This window comes from Mucilaginibacter sp. P2_A4 (assembly GCF_056405015.1).
Window position 1 is genome coordinate 159,043 of sequence record NZ_JBFUCX010000006.1, and the last position, 15,983, is coordinate 175,025.

16 protein-coding genes are annotated in these 15,983 nt (G+C 40.5%); 7 read left to right on the forward strand and 9 right to left on the reverse strand.

Features of this window, described 5'->3' with window-relative positions; genetic code table 11:
* Positions 1-113: 113 nt before the first annotated feature.
* Both AC1DYB_RS13385 and AC1DYB_RS13390 read right to left on the reverse strand, forming a co-directional pair.
* Entirely contained in the window at positions 114-731 is a 618-nt protein-coding gene (locus AC1DYB_RS13385; protein ID WP_477435583.1) for a hypothetical protein, read from the reverse strand.
* A gap of 356 nt (positions 732-1,087) precedes the next feature.
* Positions 1,088-2,509 carry a tetratricopeptide repeat protein gene (locus AC1DYB_RS13390; protein WP_477435585.1) on the reverse strand — a complete coding sequence of 474 codons (1,422 nt, stop codon included), beginning with the start codon at positions 2,507-2,509 and terminating at the stop codon, positions 1,088-1,090.
* A 374-nt stretch (positions 2,510-2,883) separates the two neighbouring features.
* Here AC1DYB_RS13390 and AC1DYB_RS13395 point away from each other — a divergent pair, with 374 nt between their 5' ends.
* On the forward strand, positions 2,884-3,537 hold the full coding sequence (locus AC1DYB_RS13395) for an START domain-containing protein (protein ID WP_477435587.1): 654 nt from the start codon (positions 2,884-2,886) through the stop codon (positions 3,535-3,537).
* A gap of 304 nt (positions 3,538-3,841) precedes the next feature.
* Here AC1DYB_RS13395 and AC1DYB_RS13400 read toward each other — a convergent pair whose 3' ends face one another.
* The 4 genes from AC1DYB_RS13400 to AC1DYB_RS13415 all read right to left on the reverse strand — a co-directional run bounded on the left by AC1DYB_RS13400 (position 3,842) and on the right by AC1DYB_RS13415 (position 5,479).
* Complete coding sequence (locus AC1DYB_RS13400; RefSeq protein WP_477435589.1) at positions 3,842-4,204, reverse strand: hypothetical protein; 363 nt, start codon at positions 4,202-4,204, stop codon at positions 3,842-3,844.
* Positions 4,205-4,206: 2 nt separating this feature from the next.
* Positions 4,207-4,560: a hypothetical protein gene (locus tag AC1DYB_RS13405; protein ID WP_477435591.1), complete on the reverse strand. Its 354-nt coding sequence runs from the start codon at positions 4,558-4,560 to the stop codon at positions 4,207-4,209.
* 216 nt (positions 4,561-4,776) lie between these two features.
* Positions 4,777-5,151 (reverse strand): nuclear transport factor 2 family protein, encoded by a 375-nt coding sequence (locus tag AC1DYB_RS13410; RefSeq protein WP_477435593.1) that lies wholly within the window; start codon positions 5,149-5,151, stop codon positions 4,777-4,779.
* A gap of 4 nt (positions 5,152-5,155) precedes the next feature.
* The gene (locus AC1DYB_RS13415; protein ID WP_477435595.1) at positions 5,156-5,479 is read right to left on the reverse strand and encodes a putative quinol monooxygenase; all 324 of its coding nucleotides are present in this window, start codon (positions 5,477-5,479) and stop codon (positions 5,156-5,158) included.
* A gap of 260 nt (positions 5,480-5,739) precedes the next feature.
* Here AC1DYB_RS13415 and AC1DYB_RS13420 point away from each other — a divergent pair, with 260 nt between their 5' ends.
* From AC1DYB_RS13420 to AC1DYB_RS13440, 5 genes are all read left to right on the forward strand, one after another.
* On the forward strand, positions 5,740-6,864 hold the full coding sequence (locus tag AC1DYB_RS13420; RefSeq protein WP_295712289.1) for a GAF domain-containing protein: 1,125 nt from the start codon (positions 5,740-5,742) through the stop codon (positions 6,862-6,864).
* 97 nt (positions 6,865-6,961) lie between these two features.
* A complete protein-coding gene (locus tag AC1DYB_RS13425) occupies positions 6,962-7,405 on the forward strand; it encodes a tetratricopeptide repeat protein (RefSeq protein ID WP_477435598.1) in 444 nt (147 codons plus the stop codon).
* Between the two features lie 150 nt (positions 7,406-7,555).
* Positions 7,556-8,380 (forward strand): hypothetical protein, encoded by an 825-nt coding sequence (locus AC1DYB_RS13430; RefSeq protein ID WP_477435600.1) that lies wholly within the window; start codon positions 7,556-7,558, stop codon positions 8,378-8,380.
* Between the two features lie 333 nt (positions 8,381-8,713).
* On the forward strand, positions 8,714-9,466 hold the full coding sequence (locus AC1DYB_RS13435) for an SDR family oxidoreductase (RefSeq protein ID WP_477435602.1): 753 nt from the start codon (positions 8,714-8,716) through the stop codon (positions 9,464-9,466).
* A gap of 13 nt (positions 9,467-9,479) precedes the next feature.
* Entirely contained in the window at positions 9,480-9,863 is a 384-nt protein-coding gene (locus tag AC1DYB_RS13440) for a nuclear transport factor 2 family protein (RefSeq protein ID WP_477435604.1), read from the forward strand.
* A 101-nt stretch (positions 9,864-9,964) separates the two neighbouring features.
* On the opposite strand, the gene AC1DYB_RS13445 is transcribed toward AC1DYB_RS13440, so the two are convergent.
* Positions 9,965-10,849, reverse strand: a complete 885-nt coding sequence (locus tag AC1DYB_RS13445) for a cation diffusion facilitator family transporter (RefSeq protein WP_295712302.1) — start codon at positions 10,847-10,849, stop codon at positions 9,965-9,967.
* 293 nt (positions 10,850-11,142) lie between these two features.
* Here AC1DYB_RS13445 and AC1DYB_RS13450 point away from each other — a divergent pair, with 293 nt between their 5' ends.
* Positions 11,143-11,964, forward strand: coding sequence for a universal stress protein (locus tag AC1DYB_RS13450; protein ID WP_477435606.1), 822 nt, complete (start codon positions 11,143-11,145; stop codon positions 11,962-11,964).
* Between the two features lie 796 nt (positions 11,965-12,760).
* Here the strand turns inward: AC1DYB_RS13450 and AC1DYB_RS13455 are convergent.
* Positions 12,761-13,480 (reverse strand): tetratricopeptide repeat protein, encoded by a 720-nt coding sequence (locus AC1DYB_RS13455; RefSeq protein ID WP_477435608.1) that lies wholly within the window; start codon positions 13,478-13,480, stop codon positions 12,761-12,763.
* Positions 13,481-15,066: 1,586 nt separating this feature from the next.
* Positions 15,067-15,942 carry an MBL fold metallo-hydrolase gene (locus AC1DYB_RS13460; RefSeq protein WP_477435610.1) on the reverse strand — a complete coding sequence of 292 codons (876 nt, stop codon included), beginning with the start codon at positions 15,940-15,942 and terminating at the stop codon, positions 15,067-15,069.
* Positions 15,943-15,983 lie beyond the last annotated feature (41 nt).

Below are 15,983 nucleotides of genomic sequence, written 5' to 3' on the forward strand. Positions count from 1 at the left end.
GTTCGATATCTGTGCTTTTGGGATACTTGGTAGAACTTTGGTAAAACTGAAAATGCTCTTCTTTACAACAGAGGCCGTATGTTAAGGATACGGCCTTTGTATTTTTATTACTCTTAAAATAAATATTTCTTCGTTTTAGTGCGTCCGTTGGTTTCGTATTCAATTGTCAGGAATTTATCAGTTAACGTTTTAACCTTTATGCGGTGCAATATCATCGGCTCATTAAAAATATCTTTTGGAAAATGAAAATATCTTTTTTGCCCCGTTCTTATATTATATAAGATCATATTGTCTTTTGCTACTGGCACACCTTGGTTGCTGTAGAGCAAAATCTCTCTTTTTTCAACGATATCTATCCAGCAGGCACTTGTAATAAGGATATTTTTTCCGGTAGATTTCTTAATTAATTCAATTTCATTGGGATTACCTGATCCAAATGAATGTACCAATACGAAGTATTCCCTAAAATCTGCTCCTACATACCCCAGATTTTTATAAAGCATCCCTCTTGAACCCGAAGATAATTCGGCAATCTTTTTGCTTTTTCTTGTAAGGTAAAGATATTCGGTACTATTATCGGTTTCTAATAAAATCTTATACCCACCAATTAATTTAGTTTGGTAGTCGTATGTTTTTATATCTTCCAAACTATCCTTTGATAATGGTATCTTTTGGGCATAAACCGTTATTCCCATAAACAGGAATAATGTATAAAGATAAATAGTACGCATGTGATAAACTTTGACCTCTAATTTATTCAAAAATTTTATTTACTCCGATATTTTAATGCCACGATCGTCTTTATGTCCCCGCAGGGTCTCTCCAAAATTCTATTAAGTTAGGGAGTTAAGACCTCAGAGAGGTCTAAGCTTTGTAGAAAAAGCAAAAATGAAGCTCCGTGCCAGAGGTACGGAACCTTAGGTAGCGTACCTCTGGCACACAAGACAATTTATTTATGTTTTTCTACAAAGCGTTTGCTCTCCTGGAGCAGGCAAAAACCTTAATTTAACACCATTAGAGATTTCCCGAGGTTCCCTGCGCTTGAGATCGGTCTCCTACGGCATTCAGCCCTGTGATTATTGAAGTATTACTTTTCGCCGCCCAATTCTTCAATAGTCCTTTTTGCCTTTTTCAAACGTATCTCCTTGTTTTTAGCAATAAGTTTTTCAGTCGCAAGCTTTTTAAGTTTGTGGTGCAGGGGTACCAGTAAGGCTGCTATAGAAACCAAAGCCAGTAGCATCAATGCCGGAGAATGATGAGTTAATTGCTCCAAAAATGGGTGAAATATTAAATTGATAAATTCAAAAAGAATCAATAGGGTGATCACCCCTAAAAACTCAATCCATTTTGAACTGGTGATAAAACTCCGGCTTAGTAATAAAAACAGGGTTGTAAAAATGAAAAGCCCGACAGCGATCAATGCATATTGTATATTTTCTTTTCGTTCCTGAGCAGCCAGCTTTTTCTCGGATGCGATTTCCCGCTGCCGCAATTGTTCGTTAAATTCCAGGTTTTGCAACCGGGTGATCTTATCAAGGCTGAATACACTATCTCTTATACCGATCATTAACTGTTGGTATTTAAAAGCGCTGTCAATATTGTGTCTTTCGTTATACAGTTTTGACAGCAGGGTACTTGCGGCCAGTTGCTGAACAATGTAATGGTATTTTTTATCCATTAACAGACCCTTGGTTGCATAGTAAATAGCTGAGTCGCGCTGATTATACCGGTCAAAATGTTCTGCAAATTCGTAATAAGACCTTGCAAGCAACCTGTGTTCATTTATTGCTGAATTTAGTGAAAAAGCCAGCCTGAAATAATCCTCAGCCAGTTTTTCTTTACCCATTTTTGAATAGATGATGCCCATTTCAGCCTGAATGCCCCCGCCTCCTACATTTTTATTATGATACTTTCTCACTATCATTGCCATGCCTTCCTGCACATAGATAAAGGCAGAATCTAATATACCGAGCTGCTCGTAAGCTTTTCCTTTGTCAACGATGGCCGCGGATAATTGACCATTATCAGGCAAGTGCCTGACCAAAGCTTCAGCCTTTGAATAATAATATATAGCTAGTCTGAAATTCCCTTCGTTCCTGTTTACTAACGCCAGGCCGTTGTATATCCCGGCCGTCAATGTGGGGTCACCAATAGGTTCTGCTTTGGCCAGTGCTTTAAAATAGGTCTCCTGTGCATCAGGATAATTTCCGGCATACCACAATTGGTAGGCCAGGAGGGCTAAAGCATCCACTTCAAAATCCGCCGGATAAATATTTCTATTTTTTATGCTTAGCAGCACTACCCGCTGTGCATAATATACCATTGAATCGGGATTAACGTCCCGGTAGCTTATGCTTTGACTGGCTAAAATATATATCCTGTCGCTGTCTGTTTTAGCGGCAGCCAGCTTTTGTTTCAAATCCGCGGTGGTGGCTATCTGTGCATAAGCGGCAAATACACCAAACGAAAAAATAATTGTAAATACATGTTTGATCTTTAGTACAGACATGGTTCGAATTACGTAAAAGCAGTGCATTTTTCGTTGCTTTATTATGAGGCATTATTTTGATGTAATGATCATTATGGTGTATAAAGATAAAGGTTATCAGTGACTTATGTTTTGTCTTGCATTTTATTTCTCGCTTTATTGAACTTTCGGAAACAGCTTGATTTCTTTGTCCAGGCAAAAGTAACAGCCTTCCCGCGGCAACTAAGGGGGCAATGCCATCACAACAAAATAAACTCACAGCCCCGACACACCCAATTGCCACGCCAATTTCACATTTATGTTAACCCAATGAGCAAATGACCCTGTGTTGACAGGTAAAATGAGCATTTAGCCTGTTTTGTATATAGATTTGTTACATTGAATATCGAAACTCAATGAAAAACATGTACAAAAAACTAACCTTATTATTACTGCTGATAGTAAATGTTGCTTTAGCGCAGGGCGACGAAAACTGGGTATTAAAAACCAATAACGATGGCGTAAAGATTTTTACCCGTAAAGTAGCCAATTCAAGCATTAAGGCCATAAAGGTGGAGTGCTCTTTTGATGCCACTCCTTCACAGCTGGTAGCGGTATTATTGGATGTAAAAAACAGTGAGGATTGGTTGTATCATACCTCGTCAAACTATATTGTAAAGCAGGTGTCACCGTCGGAGTTATATTATTACTCGGTTGTTGAAGTGCCCTGGCCGGTACAAAACCGCGATTTTATTGCTCACATCAAGGTATCGCAGGATACCGAAACCAAGGTGATTACCATTGATGCCCCTTGCGTGGCCGATATGGTGCCAGTAAAACCCAAAACAGTACGCGTTGCCGATTCAAAAGGCAAATGGGTGATTACCCCTATAAGCAAGCACCAGGTAAAAATTGTATACACCCTGCATGCCGATCCGGGTGGTAGCATCCCCGCATGGTTAAGCAATATGTTTGTAACACAAGGCCCGGCAGAAAGCTTTAAAAAGCTAAAGCTGCAATTACAAAAGCCGGCCTATAAAAATGTAAAGCTTGCTTTTATAGCGGAATAATTGCGTAGCTGCAGATATTTATCTGTTTTATTCCCTTTCATCCCCTGGAAAATCGCTTTTTAAAAACACCACCGCGTCATGCCGTCCGTCGGCTGACGGATCGGCGCCCCAAATGCAAGTAAGCGCGGGATGGGTCTGCTTTAGACAAGTCGTAGACCTTGCAGACCTGAATATCCTGTGGGATGCCGAAATAAATTCGGCACGACGTCTGCTTTTTGATTTTCGAACTCCTCAGGCTAATGTGAAAGTCACTATTAATTTAAAACGCGATTTCTCTGCTTGCGCCCTTCGTCCCTTGTTTCACCTAACGAAAGCCTTCGTGAATAAAATAACTTTTGGTGGTGGTGCGCATACGGTTTTTGAGCATAACGTTGAGTTTAAGGGTAGCCTTTCCGTTTCTTAGCAGGCCGTCTTTTATAATCAACAATGCCTTTTTTACAAATAGCAGTTGGTTTTTTTCGCCTTGTACGTAGGCAAAGGCTGTAAAATAATAATCCTCATTAAAGCGCGTAAGATCAATAGTGAGGCCGGTATGCAGATTGAGCCTAAACAGCTGCCTGGCGTTTTTGCCAGTAATGTTTTCGTTGGTTTTGGGGTTACTCATAACCCAATCTACCAGTCCGGCCTCCAAAACCGGAAAAATCTCGTTTAAATAAGCTTCGGCCATGGCTATTCAAACAGGAACAGTTTCAACTCTTTTGTACATAGGGTGCTGCACCGGGGTATGGTTTGCAAATAGTATTCTGTTTTAAGTACCCTGGTAAAAAAATAATCAACCGCAGCTTTAAAATGATCAATATTTACATCCGCGCTTATGGGCTGGTTTTGATTGTCAATAGCCTCAAAAAGGTAGCTGCTATCTTTCACAAACACACCATCTTCAATATATAACGTAGCCTCCAGCAAAGCCGAATTAGTTTCCGGCAGCGGCTTCCTGTTTTTTTTAACACTCATTTTAAACGGGTTATGCAGCCGCTGTACAATGGTTAACCCGTCCTCTATCGTTATTGTGTACTCTTCCATCTGCCTTTGTATTTAATAAAACAAAATTGCTAATAAAATTAGCAAAATAACAAATGGAAAGAAGGTTTATTTTCCACATAATGAAAACGGATTTTGGTTTTTTAAATTTCTTCATTTTCAATAGGGGTGTTGCTGTAACAATAAATAACAAAGCCGCGTACCGCATACAGTGTACTATATGCGGTACGCGGCTTTAAATGTTTCTGCTTTCAGTTTTTATATAGATTGGGGTGGTAATCCATCAATAAAAGCGTATAACTTTTGTATTCGCCCATCCTTAAGCACTACCACATCCTGCCCTTTAACAGTATCTGGTTTATCCGGAGGCCCAAAATGCCAAAATATGCTGGCAATATGGTGGTGACTATTCACTGGACCCGCAGGCGTAAATACAAATCCCGGATTTTTGCTTTGCAGTTCATCAATAAAATGGTCAAGCTCCCGGGTACCGGCAAAGAGTGAAAACGGGTCAATAAATTCCACATCATTGGTGTAAATTTCCGCTATGCTACTTTTGCGTTTTTCCGCATCGGTTTCGCTCCATATTTCCAAATGCTTTTTAAGCAATTGTTCTGCTGTTAGGGTTGCCATTGTATTATTTGTTTATCTGGTGTGTCTCAAAATGAGCAAATGGCGTATATGCTGTCGGCTCGCGTGTAACGCCGAGGTCTGCCAGGGTTTTTTCAAAAGCCACAGTCTCGGGTTTCTTCATCTGGATACTTAAAAAATCTTCCATGCTATAATTCCATGTTTCGTAAACCAGGAATTCTTCTGGTTTTTCAAGCCCTTCATGAAGGGTCGCATTTACAAAGGTGGATTCTTTGCTTATGACGTGGAAAAGATCAGTTATAACCTTTTTAAATTCATCTTTAGTTTCGGGAGTGGCCGTAAACTTTATGGATAATGTGAGCAGTTTCATTTTTTTGTTTTTATGAGCTGATAGATGCCCGGTTAATTGATGACATAAAGGTACAGTAGCAAAAAAAGACTGAGATTGATTGAATGTAAAAATTGAACTGATTTAAATTGAAGGCATCCTCATAGCGAGAATGCTGACATTGACTTAAACCAGGTACTATTGTCCCTAATATCTTCGGCAAAAACATAAATTGCTGATTTTAATTTTTTTATCCAATATAATTATAGATATTTTCATCTTAATTCCTCCATCGTATTTTAATGAGTGAAGCTCTCCGATTATTAGCTGTTGAACGATTTGTAAATTATAATTTACAGCTCGACAACGAATTACAACAGCTCACCTTAATGGCATCCGAAATTTGCGAAACACCGGTTGCTTTGATTACGCTTATTGATAAGGATAAGCAATGGCTGAAAGTAAGACTCGGCACCGATGAAACAGTTCTTCCGCGGGAATTTTCGTTTTGCAGCCATGCTATTGAGCATGACCGGATTATGATAGTGCCCGATATGCTGAATGATGTTCGTTTTGTTGATAATCCGCTGGTTGTTAACGATCCTAATATTCGGTTTTATGCCGGAGCGCCATTGATTTCACGTGATGGGTTTCGTCTGGGAACACTGTGCGTAGTTGACATGCAACCGCATGAGTTAAATAAATATCAACAGCTAATGCTTGAAATACTTTCAAGGCAGGCTATCAACATTATGGAGCTTAAGGTAAGCCGGGATTTACTCAGCAAACATGCGGCGGAGGTAGCAGAACAGAGAAGAATAATTGAACATGCCGAAACCAGGTTGCGGTCTTTTTTTGAAAGCTCTTCCAGCTTTCATGTTCTGTTGGGTGCCAGGGGCGAAGTGTTGGACTTTAATAAAACAGCCTATAATTTTCTTAAACGAATTCATAATGCCGAAATAAATATTGGCTGCCAGATGATCAGTTTCATAGATATGGGGTTTAAAAACGCGTTTTTAAAAAAGTATAATTTAGCCTTATCCGGAAAAAAATCTGTAGCAGAAGGTAAAACAGACTATCATAAGCACGGCTTAATTTACTGGGAGGCAACTTTTGAACCGGCAAAAAACAATGATGATAAAATTATAGGCGTATCCTATTTAATACAAAATGTTACCGAGCGAAAACTACAGGAATTGAAGATCATAGATCAAAATGAATCATTAATAAATATAGCCTATATTCAGGCACATGAGTACCGTGGGCCGCTAACGTCCATAATGGGCATGGTGAACGTAATTAAAGATGAATCTTATAACTTACCCGATGAAGTAATAAGTTTATTAGACGGCGCCGCAAATAAACTTGACAGAAAAATAAATGAAGTGATTAATACCGTTAATAAGATAGTTGAGACGGGTAATTAATTTGCTTCGTTTATAGTCAGTAGGGTAATTTAAAAAAGAATACTGTATGGCATTCACTTGCCTGCATTGGGATGGCAGGCTTCCCAGGAATCCAATTATGAAAGGACAAAAAAAATATGCTTTAGCCCTGCTCGTACATGAAGCAATGTATGGAAGTTCAAGCAGTGTTACAAAAGAAGAGAAGAGGAAGTTGTATGACCAATATTTAAAGTTTATTACAATGGCTGCCTATAAAGGCCATGTGGAAGCTTTATTTGATATGGGGCAACAATATGAAGATATTGGTTTTCTGGGTGTGCCCAATCCCATGTATAATGCTAAAAAATGTGTATACTGGTATACTAAAGCAGTTGAGAAAGGACATGCCGAGGCTTGCAATAATTTATCGAATTTTTATGCTTTAGGTGATGGCTGTAAACAGGATTTTGATATGGCCCTGGGATTGCTTAAGCGATCTGCTGAATTGGGATCTGTTCTTGGTAAAAAGAATTATAAGATGAAGCTTAAAGATTTGGCTAAAACAGGTAGGTACTTAAAATAAATAATAAGATTGCTGCTGCTGTGCGCGTTGCTCGTGTCATCATCATACAAACTATTTCATAACCAGATATTTTTTAATTTAAGTAATTTTAATGCAGGTATAAAAAGGCCAATTCGTTTTTCCGTTAAATTTATCAATCCAAGGCGTCAAATGGTTAAGCAAAATCCAACCACCCGAAACCACATCCTGATCTTCAATTGGATTTTTATCGTTGGGCTGCTATTATTGGCGCTTAATGACCATTTGTTCAAGTGGAAATTCTCCAATTGGTTTACAGGGAAAATATCTGATTTCGCCGGACTACTCATCTTTCCTATGTTTCTGCAATTCCTGTTTCCGCGACTTTCCAGGGTATCAGTATTGCTGACAGGGCTGTTGTTTGTTTTTTGGAAATTGCCTGTTTCAGCATATTTTATTGATATCTATAACAAAGTCGCGCTTATCCCCATTATCAGAACAGTTGATTACAGCGATTTTATTGCCTTATCAATCCTTCCTTTCTCCCAATATCTTATTTGGCGGATTGATCAATACAGGGTAAGCCGTATTTCGGGTAGTTTTGCCGGCTATTTAATGGTAATACCGGCAGCTATAGTTTTTATGGCCACATCGCCTCCAATAAGTTATTATATGCAACCCGATGGGGATATTCATATAGGTAAATCCTACAAAATGAAAATATCCGGGGAGCAAGCCTTAGCTAAACTTAAGGCGAAGGGATTTTTCATCACCCCAGATACCTCACAACATACCGGGACAAAGGCCGATTATTATATCATGAAAAACGTTGTTTTGGATGGTGGAAAAGATACCATTGAAGCCATACAATTCGGTTTTTTGGGGCATGGAGAAAAGCCCTTGTTATTAATTAATAATGTGAAACTAAAGCATGGTGCCACAGTGAGCGATTTGAAAGTATTAAAGAGGTATTATCAGCAACTTATTCGGTCGGAAATTGTTGAAGAAGTTAAGTGAATTTTGGCCTATGAGTGTCGTCATCAATCCTTTTTTGGATGGGGGGCAGGCAGATAACATTTATAATTAAGGGAAGGCTGCCTTTAATCAACCTCCCCAACCCTAATTATTAAATCGTTTATCTAAATATCAGGATAACCATTTGATAATTAATAAACTATTGTTAAACTGTAACATAAGTGCGAAATTTTGTACAGGTAATGTGAATTGATTTCTTTGATATCTGTTTGGCCGGTAAATGTGATTTACTTGCACACAAACAATATTGTTTGATTGTTAATTGTGGCACCAATCCAACTCAGGCAACAAATAAAAAACCATAAAACAGCACAAATGAAAACAACAAGTAACACCATCCTCATCACCGGCGGGAGTGCCGGCATCGGATTCGAAATGGCAAAACTGTTTTCAGAAAACGGCAACCAGGTCATTATCACCGGTCGTAACCAGGAAAGAATGGCACAAGCCATCTCCAAACTAAAAAACACCAGTGCCATAGTAAGCGACGTAACAAACGCCGAAGACGTAGAAAAACTGGTAGCGCAGCTAAATAAAGATTTTCCCGGGCTGAACGTATTGATCAACAACGCAGGTACCGCCAATTATTACGATATGACTATACCTGGCATTAACGCGTTCGGCAAAGCCAGCGAAGAAATACTAACCAATTACCTGTCTGTTATCCGCCTGAACGAATTGCTGCTGCCCCTGCTTAAACAACAGCCCGAAGCAGCCATTGTTAATGTATCATCCATAGTGGCGTTTGCTGCAAGGGCCAATAGCCTGCCCACTTATGGCGCGAGCAAAGCCGCGCTACACTCGTATACCAATAGTTTGCGCATTATGATGGAAGATACCCCGGTAAAAGTATTTGAGCTGATGCCGCCGTTGGTGGATACTGAGTTCTCGGCAGAAATTGGCGGTGCCGCAAACGGTATCCCTCCAAAACAAGTGGCCGACGACCTGCTTACCGCCATGCAGAACAACGAATTTGAGATACACATAGGTCGCACGGCAGAAATATTTAACAACTTTTTCCCGCTATCGCCCCAGGCTGTACTGGCAATGAACGGGAAAACCAAATAAACGGAAAGATATAATGGAAGAAGAACAAATACGCGAAGCCCTGAATGCGCACTGGCAGGCATCGGCAGCGGGCGATGTAAACGCGGAACATGATATTTACGATGACAATGCCATCTGTGATTATCCCCAGTCGGGTGAGCGAATCCTCGGGCGAAACAATTTGCAGGCCTTGCGGAGTCATCATCCGGGTAAGCCATCAGGCTTTAATGTAAGGCGGATTGTTGGAAAAGGTAATCTCTGGATCACCGAATACACCATCACCTACCAGGGGCAACCGGCATTCACCGTTAGCATAATGGAGTTCAGCAACGGTAAGGTGGTACACGAAACACAGTATTTTGCAGATCCTTTCGAGGCGCCGGCCTGGCGAAGTCAGTGGGTTCAGCAGATGGCCTGATGGCACATTCAGGCAAGATTGATGAAGGTGTGTGGCTATGCTCTGCCTAAATTTAACTTAAAAACGATAGCCCATGGCTGCCGCTTGAGCCATTAATTTTTTTAGGAGAATGGCTCAATATGAATAAGCACATCCCTGATGGAAAGACTGCTTGCTAATAATTTGTCTTTTGCCTGATGCGCAATACGGTGCCCTTCTGCAACCGACAAATGTTGATCTACCTGGATGTGCAGGTCGACAAAATAATCAAAGCCCATCTTTCTAACATAGCATTTTTCTATAAGCTTTACCTCATTAACTTCGGCTGCCAAATCCCTCACCTGGTTTACGATCTCGCCCGATGGAGCGGCATCCATAATTTCGGCCAGGCCGGGGCGTAAAAGCTGTATGGCATTATAAAATACAATTCCAGATGCCAGAAGCGCGGCCCAATCATCCGCTCCTTCATAGCCCTTACCGGCGATTAGCGCGATAACAATGCCGATAAAAGCTGCTATCGATGTAATAGCGTCGCTCCGGTGATGATAGGCATCGGCCTTCACCGCATTACTGCCAATTTGCTTTCCTACGTTCAGCACATATCTAAACATGCCCTCTTTAATAATGATAACCGCCAAAAGGATATACAAAGTAAATTTTTTTGGCATAGCATGCGGAGTAGCTACAAATGTTATCGCGTGCCAGGCAATCCATACGGCGGCACCCATCAGGAAAAAAGAGATTATGATTGATACAATAGGTTCAGCTTTGCCATGCCCGTAGGGATGTTCGGGATCTGCCGGTTTCATGGCAATTTTTAGGCCTATCCACAATAAGGTAGAGCTGAATACGTCTGCACCTGTTTCTGTCGCATCTGCAATCAGAGCGTAGGAATGCCCTAAATGACCCGCAATGGCTTTTATAAAAACCAGTATAATACTGATCCCTATACCTATTTGGGTAGTTCTGATCGCTTTTACCGATGGATGGACATCAATTGCAGCCATAATTCAAATATTTCAAATTTAGGCGGCAAAGGTAAAAGCTTAAACCGTAATTATCCTACTTATTATGATGTAATTGTTTACATTTTTTTTGGGGATGCCAGTGGCCATACCCTAAATGTGCAAATCCCGGATCAAATAACTATCCGGGATTTGCATATGCGGACACACAAGCCCGGAGGCTTAGGGCAGCGAAAAAAACACTTAGGGTAGCAGAAGTCATTATTACCTTGCTACAACAATTGATGTAATAATTGCAGGTAATTTTGAGCTTTATAATTTTAATCATATACATTATGAAAACCATATTAGCCGCTACCGATTATACAGATCTGGCGGAAAACGCAGTTAGGTATGCCGCAGGCGTAGCCCGTCTAAACAATTATAAATTAATCCTGTTAAATGATTTCGCCATCTCTGTACATGCTACAAATGGACTTCTTTCGGCGGCGGGAGTTGAGGAATTAATAGATGAAAACAGGATACTCCTGGAATCAAAGGCTTTATTACTTGCTAATGAATATGGAATTGAAGTACTTGCCAAGACTACTTTTTCCTTTATCGATAATGCCATTAAGGAAGTGGTTTCCGAATACCAACCCGAGATGATCGTGATGGGAATGGAAGAAAAATCACTTGAACAGGAACTTTTAGGAAACACCACCACATCCATTATCAAAAAGCTGCGATCGCCGGTGTTGGCGGTGCCTGCCAATGCAAAATTCAAGATCCCCAAAAAGGTGCTTTTTGCGTGTGATGTATTAAATGGAGTTTCTGAACAAATATTGGTACGGATCAAAAATGTGGCCTTAACTACTCAGGCCGAAGTAGAAGTGCTTTTAATTAACCAAACCGTAGCGGAATTGAAAGAAATGGGCGTTGATGCAGCGGCATTAAACCGCATTGACGATGGTTTGGAAGGCATTGATTACTATTATAAAAATGTGAAATCAGATTCCATCATCGAAGGGATTGCCGACGAGGTGAAGAATTTATCAGCCGACCTGTTAATTATGGTGCCCGAGCAGCACGGATTTTGGGGCTCGATGGTGCATCGCAGCAAAACACGCATCATGGCCTCCGGCCTCAATATTCCCTTATTTTCAATTCCTGTATAAACAGAACAATGAAAGCCAGGAGTATCGGATAACTCCTGGCTTTTTTAATATCAGGAAAAACCTGTTAAACAACATTTAGCGGTGAAAACACCCACCATAAGCCAACCGGGCGTTTCCCTCCTGCGTCGGGTCAGGCTGTACGTTCATACGCCTGCAGGCCTTACGCGCTTTGGCCGGTATCCACTTCCATCCTTAACGCGAAGCTGTAGGGTATTTTAAGCTTATTGCTTGAAAAAAACATCTTTCGCTGCCGCAAGGGTCTTCCCAATGTTATTAAGTTAGGAGAGTGATGGGTTGCTCCAGAGGAGCAAAAGCTTTGTAGAAAAACATAAATAAATTGTCTTTTGCGTGCCAGAGGTACGCTACCTAAGGTTCCATACCTCTGGCACGGAGCTTCATTTTTGCTACAAAGCTATTCCCCCACTGGGGGAGAAACTCATTAACTTAATAGCATTGAGGGTCTTCCCTTGTGGTCCGTTTGCAAGGTCTGCGCTATGCCTTCGGAACAATCCACTATGTAATTATAATATTAACCAATCTATTGATTTTTATATAATTATTGGAATTGCTATGTAAATATTCGTAGTCGTTTTCTACAAAGCCAGCTACAACCGGGTTATTAAATTAATACATCGGGGTTTGCATATTTATATCAAATATGGTTAAAAATATAAAGACTCTGTATGGCCGATCTGTGAGGTGTCTCTGTACAGCGTGCCACAAAGGAAGACCCTTGCGGCAGCATGGGATCAAAGCCCTTGCGACCCCATTGCAGGCGCACCAGATAATGGGGTAATTAGCGCATCAATTCTAATTCGCCTTTAGCTAAGTAATACATCTGTGATAGATATGATCTAGAACCGTAACTAATACATTCTCTTAGTTTTTTATAATAACCCACTGTATCACCTGCCTCAAGCCTTTTTATTGCTGATACAAAATGAACTTGGGACAACTCTCTTTCTCTAAGTATCGGGACTTTAGATACACATGAAAGCATTTCATTTTCGGAAATATTATCAATCAAATAATGACCAAGCGGGCCTGGAAAGTTAATAGACCTTTTAGACTTGAGTAATTTTTTAATCGTTTTTATCGCAGTTGCCTTCAACTTCTCCTGGTTGGTTTTAATGCTGGCGAAATATAAAAACACTTGGGTCCCTACGCCTCCGGCTGCATCTTTATAAATACTGTTTTGTGCAAGTTCCCACACCTCAATTGCTTTGTCTACATTATCAAGAATCCAATTTGCAATGCCCCCAAATACGAAACTTGACTCCGATTCACCCTTTTCATATTCAATTAGTTTCTCACATAAAGAAATTACATCCGCATACCTTTTTAAATGAAGTAGAGCGTAAACTTTATTTCGTAAATTCAACGTATCTGCAGGGTTTTTTTTATATTCTTCATCGGCCTTTTCACAAGCTTTTTCAAACTCATTATTTACTATCAGTGACCATACATCTAGTTGCTGTTCCATATTATTTTTGTAACCGACCTGTACTTGGGTCATACGGTAGTTTTTGTGTATTTTAGGGCAATTTACTAGATTTAATCTCCCCGTTAAACTTAGTATCATTAATGGTCTTAAAATCTCCAAATAAATTTTCGGGTTTCCAAGTTGAGCCGGGATAAAGCCACGGCTTTTTTCCCATTGCTGGGGCACGCGTGTCGCGTGTGCCCCAGCGTTCCAGGTCGGTTGATTGTTGTGGGAATCAAAAGATTGGAGGATATTGCAAGAGTATTTTTTACCATTAGCGTACAAAAGTTAAATGAAAATTATTCATTCTAACTAAATGAGTAATCTGTCACAATCGATATAATTTTCTATAAATTACATGGATATAAAAAAAGAAAAGCCTCCCGGCTATTATAAATTTGGCCTATATTATTTCGAACAAGGCAATAAAAATTTGCTCGTCAAGAGTCCAAAAACTGGTAGATTCACTATCAATTTCTTTAATAGATGGGCCTACGTAGTTGCTGTTCTTCTTCATGGTCTTCTACTATATATGATACTAACTGTGTTAGGGATAATTCGATGATTATGTATTACCCCATTGCTGACGCATGTGCCCCGCGTTCCAGCCTGATTGTTAGGGATGTGTCTTGGACTTTTAGCTTGTGGTCGGTGTTGTCAAGCTGGATATGTATGTAGCAGAATATTCTTTTATATCATTGCTAATCATGCAGACTAAATTTAACCCAAAAACGAATAGCGCATGGTGGTCACTTGTCAGCGAGGTACACGCGACACGCGTGCGCAAGCGTCGGGTCAGGCCTGTACGTTCATACGCCTGCAGGCCTTATGCGCTTTGGCCGGTATCCACTTCCATCCTTAACGCGAAGTTGTAGGGTATTTTAAGCTTATTGTTTTACAAAAAACATCGTGATTGGCGTGCGGGCCACAAAGCATTAGCCTGGTGGCAGCGAAAAGTGCTGATAGTAGTTTCGGGGGTGAACAATTTCCTATTCAAAATCCTGCATCATCATATTTAACCTTTTTTGGTTTTACAGTCCTTTACACAATTTTTACACAATTGCACAGTGTGTTTTACAATTTTCAAGGATTATAGAAAAATATTCTATTCCTAAATAAATATATTTCATATTTGGAAAGCACTGTAAATAAATCAAGAGGGGAAATCGGTTTAATATACTGGTTCCCCCTTGGCTAAATATATTACCGCACTTAACTCTCTCTTAATATACAATACCCCTTGCATCTTAAAACGTTGCAGGGTTTTTTAGAATTAAATGGATATTTATTACTTAATGTTCTTTTAACTATTTGAGAGTTGTTGTTAGGAGCATTAAGCCCCCGGTCTTAAACCGCCGGGGGCTTTTTCTTTCATAATTATAATTATTGAGGTTTAAAGTGGACGTATGCAATCTTTCCCTACAGCCACCTCTTCCCCTGTGGTCTGTTTGCAAGGTCTGCACTATGTGTCTTCGGGGCCATCCACTATGTAATTAACTAATCCCTTGATTCCCATTGCTGGCTCACGCGTTTCATTTGTGTCATAATCATGCCGCCTAATTTAACGCAAAAACGAATAGCGCATGACGGTCACGGCACGCGTGTGCCATGCATTGGGGTCACTTGACTTCCTTTTTAGCCGCTAAAGCTCCTCCCCAAAGAGAGCCCGGGTTTGCGCGATCGGGGTAGAGTGCTATCATTCCATTATATAGTTCAAGATTGGTTGAGGTTGCTGCGTTGAGGCGGTCAAAATCTTCCAGGTATTTTTTGGTTATTCCTAAAATAGCAGGGTCGTCTGTAAACGATGGTTGTTTATGCCCTGCAACAACCCATTTGGGATGCAGCTCTATTAGCATATCCAGGGAGTTCCTCCATTCTTTGCGGGTTTCTGAGGTCGTTTCTGCGAGATATACATGAACTCCATTGTAAGCCACATCGCCGGCTACTATGAGACCGATGGAAGGTACATAAAGGCTGGTAGAAACATGTGTATCTGAAAATCCTGTGTTCAAAACCACAAGCTTTTGTCCTTCCAACTCAAATTCATTGTCCTGCAACGCCTGTGGTACTGCCAGTTTTTCTGGTATTTGTCCGGGGAAGCGAGGAGCCCAAAAGCCGTTGATGACTTCCGGCTGTACCTGTTCGGCACAATACTTTGCTACGGCTTCAGTAGCAATTGCTATTGCACCAGGAAATCGGTCGAGCAACAATTGAAGCCCATAAAAGTGATCTCCATGCGGATGGGTAATGTAAATGTATTTAAGTTCTTTTCCGGTAGCGGCAATGGAGTCTGCCAGCGTATTAGTGTGCTCAATGGCGAGGAAAACGTCCACAAGCACCGCATCCTTTTTACCGTAGATAAGCGTTGCGCTATTAGGTACCCATTTTAGGTCATCCAAACCAGGAGGCGTATTCGGATCCCGGTTCAGACCAGGTCGTGTTGAGGTAAATACCTGGTAACTGAGTACTTCATTCGTAATGTTTTCTTGTGTCATAAGTTAAAATGTTAGGTTTGTTTACTACACAAAAATAATCG

Excerpts from the sequence above, each read along its gene's own strand:
- AC1DYB_RS13425 (WP_477435598.1), top strand. The coding sequence starts at position 6,962 with ATGAAAGGACAAAAAAAATATGCTTTAGCCCTGCTCGTACATGAAGCA.
- AC1DYB_RS13460 (WP_477435610.1), bottom strand. The coding sequence starts at position 15,942 with ATGACACAAGAAAACATTACGAATGAAGTACTCAGTTACCAGGTATTT.
- AC1DYB_RS13395 (WP_477435587.1), top strand. The coding sequence starts at position 2,884 with ATGAAAAACATGTACAAAAAACTAACCTTATTATTACTGCTGATAGTA.
- AC1DYB_RS13410 (WP_477435593.1), bottom strand. The coding sequence starts at position 5,151 with ATGGCAACCCTAACAGCAGAACAATTGCTTAAAAAGCATTTGGAAATA.
- AC1DYB_RS13400 (WP_477435589.1), bottom strand. The coding sequence starts at position 4,204 with ATGGCCGAAGCTTATTTAAACGAGATTTTTCCGGTTTTGGAGGCCGGA.
- AC1DYB_RS13450 (WP_477435606.1), top strand. The coding sequence starts at position 11,143 with ATGAAAACCATATTAGCCGCTACCGATTATACAGATCTGGCGGAAAAC.
- AC1DYB_RS13445 (WP_295712302.1), bottom strand. The coding sequence starts at position 10,849 with ATGGCTGCAATTGATGTCCATCCATCGGTAAAAGCGATCAGAACTACC.
- AC1DYB_RS13430 (WP_477435600.1), top strand. The coding sequence starts at position 7,556 with ATGGTTAAGCAAAATCCAACCACCCGAAACCACATCCTGATCTTCAAT.
- AC1DYB_RS13440 (WP_477435604.1), top strand. The coding sequence starts at position 9,480 with ATGGAAGAAGAACAAATACGCGAAGCCCTGAATGCGCACTGGCAGGCA.
- AC1DYB_RS13455 (WP_477435608.1), bottom strand. The coding sequence starts at position 13,480 with ATGACCCAAGTACAGGTCGGTTACAAAAATAATATGGAACAGCAACTA.
- AC1DYB_RS13390 (WP_477435585.1), bottom strand. The coding sequence starts at position 2,509 with ATGTCTGTACTAAAGATCAAACATGTATTTACAATTATTTTTTCGTTT.
- AC1DYB_RS13415 (WP_477435595.1), bottom strand. The coding sequence starts at position 5,479 with ATGAAACTGCTCACATTATCCATAAAGTTTACGGCCACTCCCGAAACT.
- AC1DYB_RS13405 (WP_477435591.1), bottom strand. The coding sequence starts at position 4,560 with ATGGAAGAGTACACAATAACGATAGAGGACGGGTTAACCATTGTACAG.
- AC1DYB_RS13420 (WP_295712289.1), top strand. The coding sequence starts at position 5,740 with ATGAGTGAAGCTCTCCGATTATTAGCTGTTGAACGATTTGTAAATTAT.
- AC1DYB_RS13435 (WP_477435602.1), top strand. The coding sequence starts at position 8,714 with ATGAAAACAACAAGTAACACCATCCTCATCACCGGCGGGAGTGCCGGC.
- AC1DYB_RS13385 (WP_477435583.1), bottom strand. The coding sequence starts at position 731 with ATGCGTACTATTTATCTTTATACATTATTCCTGTTTATGGGAATAACG.